We start from the raw sequence: 17,878 nt of genomic DNA, 5'->3' as shown, positions 1-17,878 counted from the left end.
GCTATAGATCCCGCTGCAGCACATCGGCGCGGCCGCCGTAGTCGTTGATGGCCGAATAGCGGATCCGCTGGGCGCTGGCCGCCGGGATAAAGGGCAGGATAAGCTCGCCGAGGGGGGCGACCATGGTCTCCTGAACGCCGTTCAGGCGGCGGTCGTTGATCGTGACATCGGCCAGGGTGACGTAGTAGGGGGTGGGGTTGACCACCCGGACGCCCTGGGGGTTTTTCTCGAAGCGCAGGCGGCGGTAGGCCGCGTCGATCTCGGCGGGACGATGGAGTGAGAGCGGGCGGTAAAACAGCTTGATCTGGTTATTCAGGGCGGTGCTCAGGCTGCCGCTCACCTGCGTGTCGCCCTCCGGGGTCTGTGCGTCGCGGGCAGGGATGCTGAGCACGTTGAGGCGAAAGACGCTTTCGCGATCCTGGGGCAGGCGGTCGGCGCGGATGGCGTTGACGCGCAGGCGGATCTGGCTGTCGGGCCCCAGACGAAACAGGGTGGGGGTGACCAGAAAGGTGTCATCCTCGGCGCCCGAGTAGGCATCGACCCAGCCGCGGATAAGCCAGGCGCGGCTGGTGGAGCGGTTGATCACCCCGATGGGGGCGGCGGATTTATCGCTAAGCAGCACCACTCGGGTTTTGTCTAGGTAGATCCCGCGCTCGTCGGCGGCGGCCAAATAGGCGGAGAAGAGCAGCAGCGCGGCTGAAAAGGGTTTTAGCAGCATGGTTGTTCTATCCTGATAGGGTGATCGCGCCGGGTAAAAACGCCGGGGCCGAGGCCCCGGCCGGCGAGCGAGGGATTAGAGGTACTTAAAGGCGTAGGTGATGCCCGCGTTGACGCTCGCCGGGGGGACGTAGGTGGCATTCTGCGTGGTGCCGCGGGCAATGATATTAAAGTCGAAGTTAAACGAGGCGCTTTGATTGTTTTTAACGTGAACGTAGAATTGATCACCATTAATATGAATACCCCAGGTGCTGGGGACGGGATAGAGCCTGCCCTTAGGATCGTAAATATCGATATTTTGGAGTTCGCTGGCGGTGATCTGCAGTGAAAGGAATATATAGTCTGTGTTTGTATTATTCGTCGAGGTGTTCTTAAATTTGGCGTAGCCGCCCCCGCCTATCTCGCCATGGGTCGAATTGAGCGTCATGATCAGGCCGGTATTATTGCCGCAGCCCTGAAAGGTCACCGGAACGGGAAGGGTGGTGAGCTTCTGCGGCGAGGTCACCTGAAGCTCCGCAAGGCTGAGGGAGAAGTCCAGGCTGGTCTTGGAAACGCTGACCTCGCAGGTCGATTCGGCGATGACCCCGTTGACCGTAATGGTCCCCGTCCCGTTTTTGATCAGATCGCCTGATGCGGCTAGCGCGGCGCCGGGCAGCAGGGGGGCTATCACCACCGCCGCCAGTATAGAATGACGCATAGTTTTCTCCTTGATGATCGGTATTGTTATAAATTTATTCCACCGGACTATAAAGATAGAATGTGGAAATATATTTATCAGTGTGGTTATTTTAAATTCCATTTCATATTAATATGTGACAGTGCGTTATAAACGATCTCCGAGAGTAATCTCGGCGTGCCGCGAAATATAAAATTAAAGTTCGCCAATTAAATCCTAACGCATCGGGGAAAAATAAAACTTTCTACCGGAGAGACTTTTCACCTGCGCCGCGCGTCAGCGGGGCGCAGGTGCCGCCAAGCGCGTGTGCGGCGCGCTCACCGCGTGGGCTCGCTTTCTGAGGCGCGGCGTTATCACGGCGGGTGGCGTGGGGCGTTCGCGGCTCAGATATATTAAATAGAGGAGTTAATATCGAAGTCGCATATTAAATATAAATAACTATTTTTCTGAAAATGCGAGGCCGCAGGGGATGACGGCGGCGCGCGGCCGCCGGGAGGGGAAGGGCGTCGTCGGTCGGGATCAGGCCAGCGTGACGTCGCCGTTGAGCTGACAGCTGCAGGCCAGCACGTAGCCTTGGGCTATCTCCTGCGGGGTGAGGGTCATGGTGCTGCTGACCTGATAGTTACCGTGCAGGATACGGGTTTTACAGCAGCCGCAGACGCCGGCGCGGCAGGCGGCCTGCACCGGCAGCTGATTTTGCTCCATGGCGTGCAGCAGGGTAACGCCGACGGCGGCGCGGTATTCGCCGGGGCGGCTGCAGGAGGTAATGCGCAGATCGCCGCCGCTGCCGTCCCCCTGCTGTGGGCGAAAGATCTCCTGATGCACCCGCTGCGGGCTGACGCCCAGCGCCTCGACCAGCGTCTGCGCCTGCCGCATATAGGGGGCCGGGCCGCAGATCATCACCGTGCGCTCCGCCAAGGCGTGGATCTGGCTCTGTAGCAGCTCGCGGCTGAGGCGTCCCGGCAGGATCGCGCCCGTTGCCTCCGCCTCGGCCAGCAGGATCAGCTGCAGCTGCGGGTGAGTCTCGGCCAACTGGTGCCATTCGTCGGCGAAGATCAGGTCGCGCGGGGTGCGAACCGCATAGATCACCGCGACCTCCGTGCTCGGGCTATGCGCCAGCAGCCAGCGGGTCATGGCGATGATCGGGGTGACGCCGCAGCCGGCCGCCAGCATCAGGTAGCGGGTGGCATCCGCCTGCGGACAGGTGAAGCTGCCCTGCGCCGGAGAAAGCCACAGCTCGTCGCCCGGGTGTACTTGGCGGGTCAGCCAGCCGGAGCCGACGCCGTTGTCCAGGCGGCGTACCGTCAGGGTAATAAAGGGGCTGAGTCCCGGGGTCGAGGAGAGCGTGTAGGCACGCAGGGTCTCGTCGCTGCCGTCGATGCTGACCAGCGCATACTGACCGGGACGGTAGGGATAAAAGTCGGGACAGATCAGGTTTAGCGTCCAGACATCGGGGGTTTCCTGGCGCAGGGAGTGAACCTGCATCCGGTGGGGGCAATGGGGGGTTGGCATGGTCATGGTGATGAGGTCTCGCTGTCAGGATCTCGCCCCGCGCCAGGCGGCGGGGGGCGCTTAAGGTCGCCGGATTAGGCGTGGCCGAGTATACCGTTCAGATCGGCGTCGACCGTGCTGATGCCGCGCATGCCGAAGCGCTGGTTGAGGATCGCCAGAAGATTATCCGTCAGGAAGCCCGGCGCGGTCGGCCCGGTGTAGATATTTTTGACGCCCAGCGCCAGCAGGGTTAGCAGGATGACGATGGCCTTCTGCTCGAACCAGGAGAGGATCAGACTGAGCGGCAGATCGTTGACGCCGCAGCCGAGCTTTTCTGCCAAATTGACCGCCAGCATGATGGCGCCGTAGGCGTCGTTGCACTGGCCGACGTCCAGCAGGCGCGGTAGCCCCTCCAGCGTGCCGAAGTCCAGCTTGTTAAAGCGGTACTTGCCGCAGGCCAGAGTCATGATCAGGCAATCCTGCGGGATGGCACGGGCAAAGTCGGTGTAGTAGCTGCGCTCATCGCGGCTGCCGTCGCAGCCGCCGAGCAGGAAGACATGGCGCAGCTTTTTCTGGGCGACCAGATCGATCACGCTGTCCGCCGCGTTGAGCAGGGTGGCACGGCCAAAGCCGACGGTGATCAGATGTTCGATCTCGCTGTAGGGGAAGCCATCGCAGACCTGCGCCTGGGCGATCACCTGGCTGAAATCATCGCCTTCCAGGTGGCGTACGCCCGGCCAGCCGACGATGCTGCGGGTCCAGATGCGATCGCCGTAGTTGCCGACGTTGGGATCGATGATGCAGTTGGAGGTCATCAGGATCGGGCCGGGGAAGCGGGCAAACTCCTGCTGCTGATTCTGCCAGCCGCTGCCGTAGTTGCCGACCAGGTGGCGGTATTTACGCAGCGCGGGATAGCCGTGGGCCGGCAGCATTTCACCGTGGGTATAGACGTTGATGCCGAGGCCGTCGGTCTGCTCCAGCAGCATCTGCAGATCCTTCAGATCGTGACCGGAGATCAGGATACATTTGCCGGCGACCGGGCGCACGTTGACGGTGGTCGGGGTGGGATCGCCGTAGGCGTCGGTCTCCCCCTTATCCAGCTGCGCCATGATGGCGAAGTTCATCTTGCCGATGCCCATGGCATTGTCCAGCAGGGTATCCATATCGCGCGGCTGGGTGCCGAGCCAGGCCATATAGTGGTGATACTGGGCGTAGATCGCCTCGCTGTGCTGGCCTAGCACATGGGCGTGCTCCATATAGGCCGCCGCGCCCTTCAGGCCGTACAGGTTGAGCATGCGCAGGCCGTGGATATCGTCGCCGATTTCGGCCCGATCGCTGTCCAGAGCGAACGCCGCCGCCTGGCGGCGCAGGGTCTCTACATCCTCTCCCTGCAGGCGCAGATCGGCCAGCGGGTGTGCGGTCGTTGCCAGTGGCGCCTTGGCGAGGCAGGCCGCGCGCAGGCTGTCGCGCATAGCCAGCGCCTCGCGGGCGTAACCGATGATGCGCGCAGAGTCGAAGTTGACGTTGGTCAGGGTGGCGAAGAAGGCGCGCGGCGCAAAGCTGTCGATGGTGCGATCGCGGATATCCAGCTCGCGGGCCAGCAGCGCCCAGGCGGAGAGGCTTTGCAGTGCGGCGACCAGCAGGTCTTGCAGGTCGGAGGTTTCGGCACTCTTGCCGCACATCCCCTGAGCGTAGGAACAGCCATTGCCGGCCGGGGTACGGATGGTTTGCTCGCATTGAACGCAGTACATGGAAAACCCTCTTTTAAAGTTGCATTTATTATGCTTGTTTAAAGGGTAAGCCCGGCTGCGCGTTCAAAAAAGGAATTTCTAATGCAACTTTTACTTTGTTTGATATAACGCAATTTATATTGCGAATGAGATTTATTCTTTAATCTCTGGGCGAAGGGCGAAGGGCGAAGGGCGAAGGGCGAAGGGCGAAGGGCGAAGGGCGAAGGGCGAAGGGCGAAGGGCGAAGGGCGAAGGGCGAAGGGCGAAGGGCGGCACGGGAGCGCCGCCCGGCGGGGTTAGGAGGAGAACAGCGCCATCAGCACCGGCGCCAGCAGGCTGAGCAGAAAGCCGTGGACAATCGCCGCCGGCACCAGCTCTATGCCGCCGCTGCGCTGCAGTACCGGCAGGGTAAAGTCCATGGAGGTGGCGCCGCACAGGCCCAGTGCGCTGCTGCGGTGGCGCTGGATCAGCGTCGGGATCATCATTATGGCGAACAGCTCGCGCGCCAGATCGTTAAAGAAGGCGGTGCTGCCGATCACCGGGCCAAAGGCCTCGGTCAGCATGATGCCGGACAGGGAGTACCAGCCATAGGCCGAGGCGATAGCCAGACCGGTCTTCAGGGGCAGGCCCAGCAGCCAGGCGGCCAGAGCCCCCCCGGCCAGGGCGCTGACGCAGACGACGCAGCCTATCATCATACCGCGGCGGTTCAGCAGGATCTGCGCCGGCGACATACCGCTGTTGCGCAGCTGAAGGCCGACCAGAAACAGCAGCAGGATCAGGGCATATTCGCTGGCGTGGGTGGCGTGGCTCAGCCATGGCCACTGGGTGAGGCCCAGCAGGAAGCCGCCCACCACGACGCCGCACAGCTTCAGGGACTCCAGCGCCATATGGAGGCGCGATGGCAGCGCCTCCTGCCGGTGGGTGACATGCCAAGGGGCGCGCTTTTCCAATAGCCATAGCGCCAGCAGGTTGGCCGCGATAATCAGCACGAAAAAGACCGAGGCGTATTTGCCGATTAGCCACAGGTTTGCGCCGAGGTTATCGAGAAACGCCAGGCTGATCCCCATAAAAAAGAGGATGACGTATACCATCCAGCTCAGCATACGGTTAATTAAACGGATCAGCGTCTTATGACGCAGGTGCAGCAGGTAGCCCAGCAGGAGTGGCACCAGAATGATCAAGAGTCCAGAGTACATAAGAGCCTAACGTGTTAAATTTAAAGCTAATACCGTACTCAAAAGGGGGATTTGAGTAAAGGCGCAGCGTCCGCGGGGGGAGCAAAAAGGGATCTTTACCTCTTTTTGCCCCTGGCTTTTTAGAAAAGCAGCACAAAATGGCGAGCGGGGCGGGGGCATTTCTTGACCCGATAAGGCTTTGCCCGCATCCTCATAACAGTGAGGCGACGAGAGAGGGATGGCATGTACCTGGAACGCATTGAGGTCGTCGGGTTTCGCGGGATCAATCGTATCTCGCTGTCGCTGGATGACAATACCGTTTTGATCGGTGAAAACGCCTGGGGTAAGTCGAGCCTGCTGGACGCCTTGACCCTGTGCCTGTCGCCGGAGCGCGATCTGTACCGCTTTGAGCCCCATGATTTCTACTTTCCCCCTGGCGATGAGACGGCCAGAGAGCACCACCTGCAGATCGTGTTTACCTTTTGCGAGGCCGAGCGGGGCCACGCCCGGGCCCGCCGCTACCATCGGCTGTCGCCCCTGTGGCAGGAGAGCGACGATCGCCTGCAGCGCATCTATTTTCGCCAAGAGGGCGAGCTGAGCGACGACGATACGGTCTGCACCTGGCGCTCTTTTCTCAACGAGCAGGGGGAGGCGCTGGCCTTGCACCACGTCGATCTGCTGGCGCGCGAGCTGATCCGTCTGCATCCGGTGCTGCGCCTGCGGGATGCCCGCTTTATCCGCCGCCTGCACCCCAGCGTGCTGGCCGCCCGCCATCTGCCCGATCAGGCACAGGTGGCGCAGCAGCTGGACGAGTTCACCCGTGAGCTGGTGTGTAACCCGCAGAAGCTGAGCAACGGCGAGCTGCGCGCCGGCTTGAGCGCTATGCAGCAGCTGCTGGAGCACTACTTTGCCACCAACGGTGACGAGACGGCGGTCGGCGCCCGACGGCGCCACCGTAATGAGATTATTCACGGTCGCCAGGCGTGGCGTTCGCTGGAGAATATCAATCAGATGATCGCCGCCTCGGGCAGCCGCAATATGCGCCTGATCCTGCTGGGGCTATTTTCGACGTTGCTGCAGGCCAAGGGGGCGGTGATCCTCGATCGCCACGCGCGCCCGCTGCTGGTGATTGAAGATCCGGAGACCCGTCTGCATCCGATCATGCTGTCGGTCGCCTGGGGGCTGTTAAACCAGCTGCCGCTGCAAAAGGTGACGACCACCAACTCCGGCGATCTGCTGGCGCTGATGCCGGTAGAGCGGGTGTGCCGCCTGGTTCGTCAGTCTGGGCGGGTGGCGGCGTACCGCATCGGGCCTCGCGGCATGACGCCGGAAGACAGCCGGCGCATCGCCTTTCACATTCGCTTTAACCGTGCCTCATCGCTGTTCGCCCGCTGTTGGCTGCTGGTCGAGGGGGAGACGGAGGTGTGGCTGCTGAGCGAGCTGGCGCGTCAGTGCGGTTACCATTTCGATACCGAAGGCATCAAGGTGATCGAATTTGCCCAGTGCGGCCTGCGCCCGCTGATTAAGTTCGCCCGCCGAATGGGGATCGCTTGGCATGTCCTGGTGGATGGCGATGAGGCCGGGCGTAAATATGCCGCGACGGTGCGCGGGCTGCTGGAGGGGATGCAGGAGAGCGAGCGCGATCGTTTGACGATGCTGCCGGCGCCGGATATGGAGCACTTTATGTATCATGAGGGCTTTGCCGATGTGTATCACCACGTGGCCGGGATCCCGGCGTCGGCGCCGATGTCGGCGCGCAAGGTGATCACCAAGGCTATCCACCGCGCCTCCAAGCCCGATCTGGCGATCATGGTTGCCGCGCGGGCGGAGGAGGTCGGCGTGAGTCAGGTGCCCTTGCTGCTAAAGAATATGTTTTCGCGGGTGCTGTGGCTGGCGCGCGGCAAGGCCGACTAGCGCCCGTCGGGCGGTGGCCATGGATCTGTGGCTGACGCTGGCCGCCCTGTGCGGCCTGGCGCTCGGCGCCCCCCTCCAGCGCGCGATGCTGCAGATCATGCGTCCGCTCTGCGCCCCGCTGCTCTGGCACGATCGCCATTTCTCTCCTTTTCCCTGCCGTGCGGCGCTGAGCGCCGCGCTGGCGGCGATCTCGCTGTCGCTGGCCTGGGGCCTGCCGCCCGGCATCGTCTGGCTCTGCGGGCTGGGCTTCTGTACGCTGAGTCTCGCCCTGGCGCTGATCGATCGGGCCAGTCTGCTGCTGCCCGACGCACTGACTCAGCCGCTGCTGTGGCTGGGGCTGATATGGAACGCGCTGTATCAGCCGACGTATCTGCCGCAGGCGGTGCTCGGCGCGGCGGCGGGATATCTGGCGCTGTGGCTGATCGCCTGGGGATTCTGGCGCTGGCGCGGGGAGCAGGGGCTCGGCGGCGGGGATGTTAAGCTGCTGGCCGCGCTCGGTGCCTGGTGCGGCTGGGCCGATCTGCCCGCGCTGCTGCTGCTGGCATCCCTATTGACGCTGGTCGGCATTGCCCTGCGGCACCGTTGGCGGGGGATGAGTCTGGCGGCGCCGGCGCCGTTTGGGCCCGCGCTGCTGGTGGCTGGGCTGTGGCAGGTGCTACCGCGTCTGGCCGGCGTCTAGCGCGGCGATGCTACGCCGTCGCGCCCAGGCTGGCGCATACCGCCCGCTGCATCTCATCCAGCAGCTGATAGCGGCGACGGTACTCGGCGCGCTTTTTGCTCGGAATACTTTCCAGCGGCTTGCGCTGCGGGGGCAGGGGCAGGCGAAAGTGGCCGTCGTCGGTGGGTGTGGCGCTCAGCGAAAGCCAGAAACCGTCGTAGTCGGCCAGCATCTGCGTCTGTTTTTTGCGGCGGTAGCGCCAGTGGCTGTAAATATGGCTGCCGTTACCGACGGCCAGGATCTGCGTGCAGCGGGCAATGCGCGCCAGTTCGCACAGGGCGTCGGCCAGCAGGCGCTTGGGAAACAGGCCGTGGCAGGCTTTGGTGGCCGTTTGGGTATGACTGTGCGGCAGCGACGGCGACGACCCCTGCAGCCCGCCGATAAAGAGGGTGCGGGCGCCATGATAGTCGATAAAACTAAATGTGCACACAGCTAGTAGTATATTCTGCTGGTCGCACAGCGCTATAGACAGATCCCCCTCTTTACCCAGTTTCTCCAGCATGGCCAGCCGCAGAGAGTATGTCTGGTCGTTTTTCCCGCAGAGGGTCGCCAGGGTCAGCGCCTGCCCAGCGTACAGCGTCGGAAACTGGGAGATCGGCAGCAGCTGGTTCAGCAGGCGATAGTGATCCGTTAGCGCGTCAACGATCTGCGGACGGGAGAGGCGTACGCTCAGGTAGGGATGGTGCAGACGGCACGGCAGGCGAGGCTGGCAGCGTAGAATGGCATCGCGCTGCGGCAGCTCGGCCAGCATCTGCAGCAGGCGGTAGGTATCGCCGGGCGCCAGCAGCGATCGCAGGGTAAACTTGGCGCGAAATGCGGCTTTATTCCAGAGACGGGTCGGGCGGTAACGGCCCGTCGCCAGGCGGGAAAACAGCGGTAAAGCGGGGCGTGAGACGGGCCGGGCGTGGCCGATTTCGATTGACGACATGATGCCACCTGTCATTGCGGGTTAACGATGACAGAATTTTCCGGGAGCTTGCCTAAACAGCAGCACAATATGCTACCTCATTGGGGATGGAATCGGCGGATGGTTGAGGCGAGGTTGACGTGGGGCGACGCGACGAGAAGAGACCGGCCGGAGATCCGGCCGGTGAGGCCGCTTAGGGAGCCGGCTCGCTGAGAATGGGGATTATGGTGTTGGCGTGATTACCCTTGGGGCCGATATGAAGGTCAAACTGAACCTGTTGACCCGCCTTCAGCGTGCGGTATCCCTCCATCTGAATGGCGGTGTAATGGGCGAAGATATCGTCGCCGCCGCTGGCCGGGCAGATAAAGCCAAAGCCTTTGGCGTTGTTAAACCACTTTACAGTACCCGTCTCCATGCTTATACATCCCTCGTTACGGTGACAGATCGCGGCGGAAGGGCGGCGATCACGGTTAATGAGATAAGACTGATTCAGGATGGGTTCCTAAGCCGTGGCGGATATCGCTGCGCCACGGCTTAGGAATGCACCCTACGGGCGGCGGTAGCCTCGCGCTGCAGGCATATCACCGGGCGGGACGGTCTGGTCAAATTACCACCGATCCCCGCTTGTCTACACTCTATTGATGCCTCCGTTGTCGTCAAGGGCTGGTTATTTTTAGCACCCTAACTTTTCACCAAAGTTTGAGGCAGTTAACGCAATTGTGCGGCAGTGCGCTTTTTTTGTCCGATCGACGGGCGGAAATGCAGGGTTGGCTGGTAATCTTGGTGGTAGTTATGATATCGCTCAGTGATAGATGATCGACCGGCCCCGCCGGGAGAAGAGAACAGGTAACAGATTGAAATGGCGAACGTGAACGATTGGCTGAATCTTGAGCCGCTGGTAGAGGATCGGACTCGCAGGGCGGTGAAGCCGCCGTCACTGTATAGTGTCATACTGAATAACGATGACTATACGCCGATGGAGTTTGTCATCGAGGTGCTGCAGAAGTTCTTCGCCTATGACATTGAACGTGCAACGCAGCTGATGCTGACTGTGCATTATAAAGGCAAGGCGGTATGCGGCGTGTTCACGGCAGAGGTTGCGGAGACCAAGGTGGCATTGATCAATCGCTACGCGCGTGACAATGAACATCCGCTGCTGTGCACGCTGGAAAAAGCCTGACCGGGTAACTGAAGGGAGGTGCCCATGCTCAACCAAGAACTGGAACTCAGTCTCAACATGGCGTTCGCCAGAGCGCGCGAGCATCGACACGAGTTTATGACCGTCGAGCACCTGCTGCTGGCGCTGTTGACGAACCCCGCGGCGCGGGAGGCGCTGGAGGCCTGTGCGGTGGATCTGGCGGCGCTGCGCCAGGAGCTGGAGACCTTTATCGAGCAGACCACGCCGCTGCTTCCCCAGGGGGACAGCGAGCGTGATACTCAGCCGACCCTGAGTTTTCAGCGGGTGCTGCAGCGGGCGGTGTTTCACGTGCAGTCCTCCGGGCGCAGCGAGGTCAGCGGCGCCAATGTGCTGGTGGCCATCTTCAGCGAGCAGGAGTCCCAGGCGGCCTACCTGCTGCGCAAGCATGACGTGAGCCGTCTGGACATCGTCAATTTTATCTCTCACGGCACCCATAAGAACGAGTCCGGCCCGGCGGCGGGCGGCGGGCCGAACGATGCTCCCGGCGGGGATGACGCCGCGGCGGCCCCCGGCGGCGAAGAGCGGATGGAGAATTTCACCACCAACCTGAACCAGCTGGCGCGGGTCGGCGGCATCGATCCGCTGATCGGTCGCGATCGTGAGCTGGAGCGCGCCATACAGGTGCTGTGCCGCCGGCGTAAGAACAACCCGCTGCTGGTGGGGGAGTCCGGGGTGGGGAAAACCGCCATTGCGGAGGGGCTGGCCTGGCGCATCGTGCAGGGCGAGGTGCCGGAGGTGATGGCCAACTGCACCCTCTATTCGCTGGACATCGGCTCTCTGCTGGCCGGAACTAAGTACCGCGGCGACTTTGAGAAGCGCTTTAAGGCGCTGCTGAAGCAGCTGGAGCAGGACAGCGACAGCATCCTGTTTATCGATGAGATCCACACCATCATCGGCGCCGGGGCGGCGTCCGGCGGTCAGGTGGATGCCGCCAATCTGATCAAGCCGCTGCTGTCAGGGGGGCGCATCCGGGTGATGGGCTCGACCACCTATCAGGAGTTCAGCAATATCTTTGAAAAGGATCGCGCTCTGGCGCGCCGGTTCCAGAAGATCGACATCAACGAACCGAGCGCCGACGATACGGTGCAGATCCTCAACGGGCTGAAAGCGAAGTATGAGGCGCACCACGACGTACGCTACACCGCCAAGGCACTGCGCGCGGCGGTCGATCTGTCGGTGAAGTACATCAACGATCGCCATCTGCCGGATAAGGCCATCGATGTGATCGACGAGGCCGGCGCCCGTAGCCGTCTGATGCCGGCGAGCCGGCGTAAGAAGACCATCAATGTGGCGGATATCGAGGCGGTGGTGGCCCGTATCGCGCGTATTCCGGAGAAAACCGTCTCCGCCAGCGACCGCGACGTGCTGAAGAGCCTGGGCGATCGCCTGCGGATGCTGGTGTTTGGTCAGGATAAGGCCATCAGCGCGCTCACCGAGGCGATTAAGATGAGCCGCGCGGGGCTGAATCAGGATCACCGTCCGGTGGGGTCGTTCCTGTTCGCCGGGCCGACCGGCGTCGGCAAGACCGAGGTCACGGTGCAGCTGGCCCGGGCGCTGGACATTCCGCTGCTGCGCTTTGATATGTCCGAGTATATGGAGCGGCACACGGTGAGCCGTCTGATCGGCGCCCCGCCGGGGTACGTCGGCTTTGATCAGGGTGGGCTGCTGACGGACGCGGTGATCAAGAGCCCTCACGCGGTGCTGCTGCTCGATGAGATCGAGAAGGCTCACCCGGACGTATTCAACCTGCTGCTGCAGGTGATGGATAACGGCACCCTGACCGATAATAATGGGCGTAAGGCGGATTTCCGCAACGTGATCCTGGTGATGACCACCAACGCCGGGGTGCAGGAGACGCAGCGTAAGTCAATCGGCTTTAACCTGCAGGACAATAGCAGCGACGCGATGGAGGAGATCCGGCGGATCTTTACGCCGGAGTTCCGTAACCGACTGGATAACATCATCTGGTTTAACCATCTGTCGACGGAGATCATCCATCAGGTGGTCGATAAGTTTATCGTCGAACTGCAGGCGCAGCTGGATGGCAAAGGCGTCTCGCTGGAGGTCAGCGACGCCGCGCGCAACTGGCTGGCGGAGCGCGGCTACGATCGTGCGATGGGGGCCAGGCCGATGGCGCGGGTGATCCAGGATAACCTGAAAAAGCCGTTAGCCAATGAGCTGCTGTTCGGTGAGCTGGTCAACGGTGGCTCGGTCAGCGTTGACGTGGCCGAGGGCAGCGCGAGCCTCAGCTACCGTTTTCGCAGCGCGCAGCAGCGCAAGGCCGAGGATGCGATGCACTGAGGTCGAGGAGATCGATACAGATAAAGAAAGAGCGCCGTAAGGCGCTCTTTTTTTACCGCCGGGAAAACGAACCAGCAGAATTACCCGTCTTGCCGCTGTCGGTATCGATCGCACTACCGGGCCTAACGCTGCCTGCGGCGCGGGAAGGAAGCCTATCAGCGGCTACGGAAGACAATGCGGCCTTTGCTCAGGTCGTACGGGGTCAGCTCTACAGTGACTTTGTCGCCCGTCAGGATGCGGATGTAGTTTTTACGCATTTTACCGGAGATGTGAGCGGTAACGACGTGTCCGTTTTCCAGTTCTACGCGGAACATCGTGTTGGGCAACGTATCCAGAACGGTACCCTGCATTTCAATATTGTCTTCTTTGGCCATCGAATCCTCTAGGTATGAATACCACAGTTTTTAACCGGCAAGATAATGCCGAAAAACCTCGGTTATGTAAAGGTAAGTTATCTTTCTGCTGTGCCCCGCACGGGGTTTGGCGTCAGTCGACGACGGCGCTGAGCCGCCGTTTGACGCGGCGCGCGGTGGGGGACAGCCCCGTTTAGCCCCCGCAGGCGCTATTCTCTGTTTTTGTCGTTGTCGCCGGAAGGGGCAGGGCGAGACGCTGCGGCTGCCAGCAGCGGGGGTCGAGCGTCTGGCGACGGCAGTCGAGCAGATGCTGCAGATAGCGGCGGCGCGGAATGTCGTGGGCGCCCAGCGACGCGGTGTGGGCGTTGAGCACCTGGCAGTCGATGAGTTGGCCGCCCATGCGCTGAAAGTGGCTACAGAAGCTCCACAGAGCCATTTTAGAGGCATTGCTGACCCGGCTGAACATCGACTCTCCGCAGAACAGGCTGCCCTGAGCGACGCCGTACAGCCCGCCCACCAGACGATCTTCCTGCCAAACCTCCACCGAATGGGCGTGACCCAGTTGGTGCAGCTGGCAGTAGGCCTGCTGTATCGATGGCCCGATCCAGGTCCCCTCGGCGCGCTGCTCCGCGCACCCGGCGATCACCGCGGCGAAGTCCTGGTTTAGGGTGATCCGCAGGGCGGTTCGGCGCAGCGCCTTGCGTAGGCTGTGGCTGACGTGCAGCGCCTGCGGCGCCAGCACCGCCCGCGGATCCGGCGACCACCACAGGATCAGCTCTCCCGGAGAGAACCAGGGAAAAATACCGCGCTGGTAGGCCTGCAGCAGGCGCGCCGGCTGCAGATCGCCGCCGATGGCCAGCAGTCCGTTGGGATCGTGCAGCGCCTGCTCCGGCGACGGGAACCCCAGCGAGTGTCTGTCCAGTTGCATGATGCGCATATCCCATTTCCTCGCGCGGTGATAGTAAGCTAAAGGCGCTGACACAGTTGATAGTAGCGCCCGCGGGCCTGCAGCAGCTGCTCATGGCGCCCCTGCTCGACGATCCGCCCCTCATCCATGACGCAGATGCGATCCATCTGCGCCAGCCCCTGCAGGCGATGGGTGATCAGCAACAGGGTTTTGTGGCAGCAGTGCTGGCGCAGCAGCGCCAGAATCTGGCGCTCGGTTTCCGCATCTAGCCCTTCGGTGGGCTCATCCAGCAGCAGCAGTGGTGCGCGGTGCAGCAGCGCGCGTGCGATGCCCAGGCGTCGCTGTTCACCACCGGAGAGCGGCCGGCCGCCGTCGCCCAGCCAGGCGTCCAGCGCGCGATCTTCCAGCAGCGTCTCCAGCCCGACCGCCCGCAGTGCGTCGCACAGCTGCGCGTCGCTGGCCTGCGGATCGGCGAGCAGTAGGTTATCGCGCAGCGTGGCGCTGAAAATGTGTACCCGCTGGCTGACGACGGCGCAGGCGCTGCGCAGGGTCCCCTCATCCAGCGCGTTAAGCGGCTGGCCGTTGAGGCAGATCTCGCCGCTGTCGCAGTCCCAGGCGCGGGTCAGCAGCTGCAGCAGGGTGGACTTACCGCAGCCGGTGCGTCCCAGCAGCGCGATATGCTCCCCGGCGCGCAGATCCAGACTGACGCCGTTGAGCACCGGGCGCGTCTGTCCCGGGTAGGTAAAGTGCAGGTCGTCCAGCGTCAGGGTTAGGGGGGCATCGTCGTCCAGCGTCTTCCCCGGATCGGGGAAGCGCACCTGCGGCGTTTGGTCGATCAGCTGTCCGACTCGCTCGGCGGAGGCGATCACCTGCCCCAGATGCTGGAAGGCGCCGGCGACCGGCGCCAGCGCCTCAAAGGCGGCCAGCGCGGCAAATACGAACAGGGCGATCAGCGCGCCGGGACGCGGATCGCCGGCGATGCCGGCCGCCGCCAGCCACAGGATCAGGGTAAAGGTCAGGCCGGAGGCCAGGATCATGATCCCCTGAGACAGCGCGCCGAGCGCCGCCTGGCGCTGCTGCTGACGCTGCCACTGCCGCTCTGTGTAGTCCAGGCGCTGGCGAAAGCTCTCCAGGGCGCCGTATACCGTCAGCTCGGCGTTGGCACGGATCCAGCCGACCAACTGGGTGCGGTAGTCTGCGCGCAGGGCGGTTAGCGCGGCGCCGACCGGCTTTCCGGCCAGGTAAAACAGCGTCGGCAGTCCCAGCAGCAGCGCGAGCATGATGCTCCCCAGCGTCAGCGCCAGCCGGAGATCCAGCCAGCCGAGGCCGCAAACCACGACCGCAATGATCACCACGGCGCTGAGCAGCGGCGAGATCACCCGCAGATAGAGGTGATCCAGCGTATCGACGTCGGCCACCAGACGGTTGAGCAGTTCGGCCTGACGGAAGCGGGCCAGCCCGCCGGGCGACAGCGGTATCAGGCGGCTGAAGGTAAACACCCGCAGATGGGAGAGCACCCGAAACGTGGCGTCGTGGCTGACCAGTCGTTCGGCGTAGCGGCCGGCGGTACGGATGATGGCGGCGCCGCGGACGCCGGCGGCGGGCAGCATGTAGTTAAAGGTGACCAGACCGGCGAGCCCGGCCAGCGCCGAGGCGGCGAGGAACCAGCCTGATAGGGTCAACAGGCCGATGCTGGCCAGCAGAGTGACGATTGCCAGCAGCATGCCAAGGGACATGCGGATCCAGTGGCGGCGATACAGGGCCAAAAACGGCAGCAGGACGCGCATGGTTAAATCTCCTGACGGCGGGTGGCGAGAAGGGTGGCAAACGGGCTGCCGCGCTGCTGGGAGAGCGCGTTGAAGTCGCCCTGCTGCACCAGTTGCCCCTGTTCCATAACCCAAATACGATCAAACTGTGCCAGTTCATCAAGCTGATGGGTCACCATCAGGGTGGTTTGATGGCGGGCGGCGGCCTGCAGCGCGCGCATCACCAGACGCTCGCTGTTGGCGTCCAGGCTGGCGGTCGGCTCATCCAGCAGCAGCAGTCGACAGGGGCGGATCAGCGCCCGGGCGACGGCGCCGCGCTGGGCCTGGCCGACGGAGAGGCGGGCGGCATCCTCGCCTATTGGGGTATCGAGCCCCTGCGGCAGCAGGGGAAGAAACTCGTCGACGTAGGCCCGCTCGACGGCGCTTTGCAGCTGCGCATCGTCGGCCTGCGGGGCGCCCAGCAGGATATTGGCCCGCAGCGTCGGCAGCGGCAGCGTTGGGTTCTGGCCGACCCAGGCCAGCTGGCGGCGCCAGCTGGCGAGCGGCAGATCGCTCAGCGGCTGTCCATCGATCAGCAGCTCACCGCGGTAGGGTAGAAAGCCGAGCAGCAGGTTGATCAGCGAGCTTTTGCCCGCGCCGCTATAGCCGACCAGCGCGATGCGCTCACCGGCGCTGATGCGAAAGTTAAGGGGACCGGCCAAGACCTTGCCCTGCGGCGAGAGGATCTCCAGGTTGTGCGCCTCCAGCGTCAGGGGGCGGTCGTTGACCGTTGCGCTGACCGTTGCGCTGTCTGCCGTCGCCGCGCTGTCCGGCGCCGGCTGCGCCTCATCGCTGGCGTCGAGGAAGGTCACCAGCGCCTCGGCGGCGCCGATGGCCTGTGCCTTGGCGTGGTAAAACGTCCCCAGATCGCGCAGGGGCTGGAAGAACTCCGGCGCCAGGATCAAGACCAGAAAGCCGGCGAACAGGGTTACGCCGCGGTCGTAGTGGCCAAAGTTCAGCTCACCGAGGTAGGAGAAACCGAAGTAGACCGCCACCACGGCGATGGAGACGGAGGCAAAGAATTCCAGCACCGCAGAGGAGAGGAACGCCAGGCGCAGCACCTCCATGGTGCGTTTGCGAAAATCCTCAGAGGCCTGGGCGATATGCTGAGTCTCGGCGCGGGCGCGGTGAAACAGGCGCAGGGTCTCCATACCGCGCAGGCGATCTAAGAAGTTGGCGCTCAGGCGGCTCAGCGCCAGAAAGTTGCGCCGGTTGGCATCGGCGGCGCCCATCCCGACCAGCGCCATAAACAGCGGGATCAGCGGCGCGGTGGCGAACAGAATCAGCCCGGCGGCCCAGTTGATGGGGAAGACGGCGGCGAGGATCAGCAGTGGTATGGTGACGGCCAGCGCCATCTGCGGCAGATAGCGGGCGTAGAAATCCTGCATCTCCTCGATCTGCTCCAGGATCAGCGTCGCCCAGTGTCCGGCGGGCTGCTCCTGGATCCAGGCTGGCCCCAGCTGCGCCAGGCGGTTGAGCACCAGCGCGCGGATCTCGCGGCGGACCACCTGTCCGCAGCGAAAGCCGACGCGCTCGCGCAGCCAGCCCAGCAGCGCGCGCAGCGCGATGGCGACGATCAGCAGGGCGAAGTCCTGCACGAGGTCGCCGCGCGGCGTATGGTCAATGATCAGCCGCTGCAGCAGGGTTGCCAGTAGCCAGGATTGGGCGATGATCAGGAGCCCGGAGAGCAGGCCGAGCAGCATGGAGAGCCGGAGCCAGCGCTGGGCCGGGCGACTGCGCTGTTTCAGCCACTGCGTGAGTTCGCGTTGTCGTTGTTTATTCATTAAGCGATGGTGTCTAGTCTGATGCAGGTGAAGTAGAGATCAGGCCCGGAGCACAGGCGTACGGCAGGCTGAACGGTAGCGTCGGACTACTCACGGGTCGACGCCGCACTCGATATTACAACGCTGCTCAAGGAGTTGAAACCAAGCCGCCGTAAATTCTGCTGCCAAAGGAGAAGCGTGCGTAAAATGCGGGCCGCCGACG

At 63.0% G+C, this 17,878-nt stretch carries 15 protein-coding genes; 4 read left to right on the top strand and 11 right to left on the bottom strand.

Annotated features, from left to right (window positions below):
- Position 1: 1 nt before the first annotated feature.
- From BRD58_RS11565 to BRD58_RS11545, 5 genes are all read right to left on the bottom strand, one after another.
- Entirely contained in the window at positions 2-718 is a 717-nt protein-coding gene (locus BRD58_RS11565; protein ID WP_073383021.1) for a fimbrial biogenesis chaperone, read from the bottom strand.
- 75 nt (positions 719-793) lie between these two features.
- Complete coding sequence (locus BRD58_RS11560; RefSeq protein ID WP_015461833.1) at positions 794-1,414, bottom strand: fimbrial protein; 621 nt, start codon at positions 1,412-1,414, stop codon at positions 794-796.
- A 498-nt stretch (positions 1,415-1,912) separates the two neighbouring features.
- On the bottom strand, positions 1,913-2,911 hold the full coding sequence (gene hcr, locus BRD58_RS11555; protein WP_073383017.1) for an NADH oxidoreductase: 999 nt from the start codon (positions 2,909-2,911) through the stop codon (positions 1,913-1,915).
- A gap of 68 nt (positions 2,912-2,979) precedes the next feature.
- The gene (gene hcp / locus BRD58_RS11550; protein WP_073383013.1) at positions 2,980-4,635 is read right to left on the bottom strand and encodes a hydroxylamine reductase; all 1,656 of its coding nucleotides are present in this window, start codon (positions 4,633-4,635) and stop codon (positions 2,980-2,982) included.
- Between the two features lie 275 nt (positions 4,636-4,910).
- Positions 4,911-5,810, bottom strand: a complete 900-nt coding sequence (locus tag BRD58_RS11545) for a lysine exporter LysO family protein (RefSeq protein WP_012849044.1) — start codon at positions 5,808-5,810, stop codon at positions 4,911-4,913.
- Between the two features lie 222 nt (positions 5,811-6,032).
- Here BRD58_RS11545 and BRD58_RS11540 point away from each other — a divergent pair, with 222 nt between their 5' ends.
- Both BRD58_RS11540 and BRD58_RS11535 read left to right on the top strand, forming a co-directional pair.
- The gene (locus BRD58_RS11540; protein ID WP_073383008.1) at positions 6,033-7,703 is read left to right on the top strand and encodes an ATP-dependent endonuclease; all 1,671 of its coding nucleotides are present in this window, start codon (positions 6,033-6,035) and stop codon (positions 7,701-7,703) included.
- A gap of 19 nt (positions 7,704-7,722) precedes the next feature.
- Positions 7,723-8,382 carry a prepilin peptidase gene (locus tag BRD58_RS11535; RefSeq protein WP_012849041.1) on the top strand — a complete coding sequence of 220 codons (660 nt, stop codon included), beginning with the start codon at positions 7,723-7,725 and terminating at the stop codon, positions 8,380-8,382.
- A 10-nt stretch (positions 8,383-8,392) separates the two neighbouring features.
- Here the strand turns inward: BRD58_RS11535 and BRD58_RS11530 are convergent, their stop codons facing one another.
- Complete coding sequence (locus BRD58_RS11530; protein WP_069578839.1) at positions 8,393-9,349, bottom strand: VirK/YbjX family protein; 957 nt, start codon at positions 9,347-9,349, stop codon at positions 8,393-8,395.
- A 172-nt stretch (positions 9,350-9,521) separates the two neighbouring features.
- Positions 9,522-9,743, bottom strand: coding sequence for a cold shock domain-containing protein CspD (cspD, locus tag BRD58_RS11525; protein ID WP_012849039.1), 222 nt, complete (start codon positions 9,741-9,743; stop codon positions 9,522-9,524).
- A 444-nt stretch (positions 9,744-10,187) separates the two neighbouring features.
- On the opposite strand from cspD, the gene clpS reads away from it, so the two are divergent.
- Together clpS and clpA are read left to right on the top strand one after the other, a co-directional pair.
- On the top strand, positions 10,188-10,508 hold the full coding sequence (gene clpS / locus BRD58_RS11520) for an ATP-dependent Clp protease adapter ClpS (RefSeq protein ID WP_012849038.1): 321 nt from the start codon (positions 10,188-10,190) through the stop codon (positions 10,506-10,508).
- A gap of 24 nt (positions 10,509-10,532) precedes the next feature.
- Positions 10,533-12,827: an ATP-dependent Clp protease ATP-binding subunit ClpA gene (gene clpA, locus BRD58_RS11515; protein WP_012849037.1), complete on the top strand. Its 2,295-nt coding sequence runs from the start codon at positions 10,533-10,535 to the stop codon at positions 12,825-12,827.
- Between the two features lie 155 nt (positions 12,828-12,982).
- Here the strand turns inward: clpA and infA are convergent, their stop codons facing one another.
- From infA to cydD, 4 genes are all read right to left on the bottom strand, one after another.
- The gene (gene infA, locus BRD58_RS11510) at positions 12,983-13,201 is read right to left on the bottom strand and encodes a translation initiation factor IF-1 (RefSeq protein ID WP_002211347.1); all 219 of its coding nucleotides are present in this window, start codon (positions 13,199-13,201) and stop codon (positions 12,983-12,985) included.
- A 172-nt stretch (positions 13,202-13,373) separates the two neighbouring features.
- On the bottom strand, positions 13,374-14,117 hold the full coding sequence (aat, locus tag BRD58_RS11505; protein ID WP_012849036.1) for a leucyl/phenylalanyl-tRNA--protein transferase: 744 nt from the start codon (positions 14,115-14,117) through the stop codon (positions 13,374-13,376).
- A gap of 29 nt (positions 14,118-14,146) precedes the next feature.
- On the bottom strand, positions 14,147-15,874 hold the full coding sequence (gene cydC / locus BRD58_RS11500) for a heme ABC transporter ATP-binding protein/permease CydC (protein WP_069578838.1): 1,728 nt from the start codon (positions 15,872-15,874) through the stop codon (positions 14,147-14,149).
- A 2-nt stretch (positions 15,875-15,876) separates the two neighbouring features.
- Positions 15,877-17,676, bottom strand: coding sequence for a heme ABC transporter permease/ATP-binding protein CydD (gene cydD / locus BRD58_RS11495; protein ID WP_069578837.1), 1,800 nt, complete (start codon positions 17,674-17,676; stop codon positions 15,877-15,879).
- Positions 17,677-17,878 lie beyond the last annotated feature (202 nt).

The organism is Edwardsiella piscicida (genome assembly GCF_001896205.1).
Taxonomy (GTDB): domain Bacteria; phylum Pseudomonadota; class Gammaproteobacteria; order Enterobacterales; family Enterobacteriaceae; genus Edwardsiella; species Edwardsiella piscicida.
This window is presented reverse-complemented; position numbering and strand designations above follow the sequence as displayed.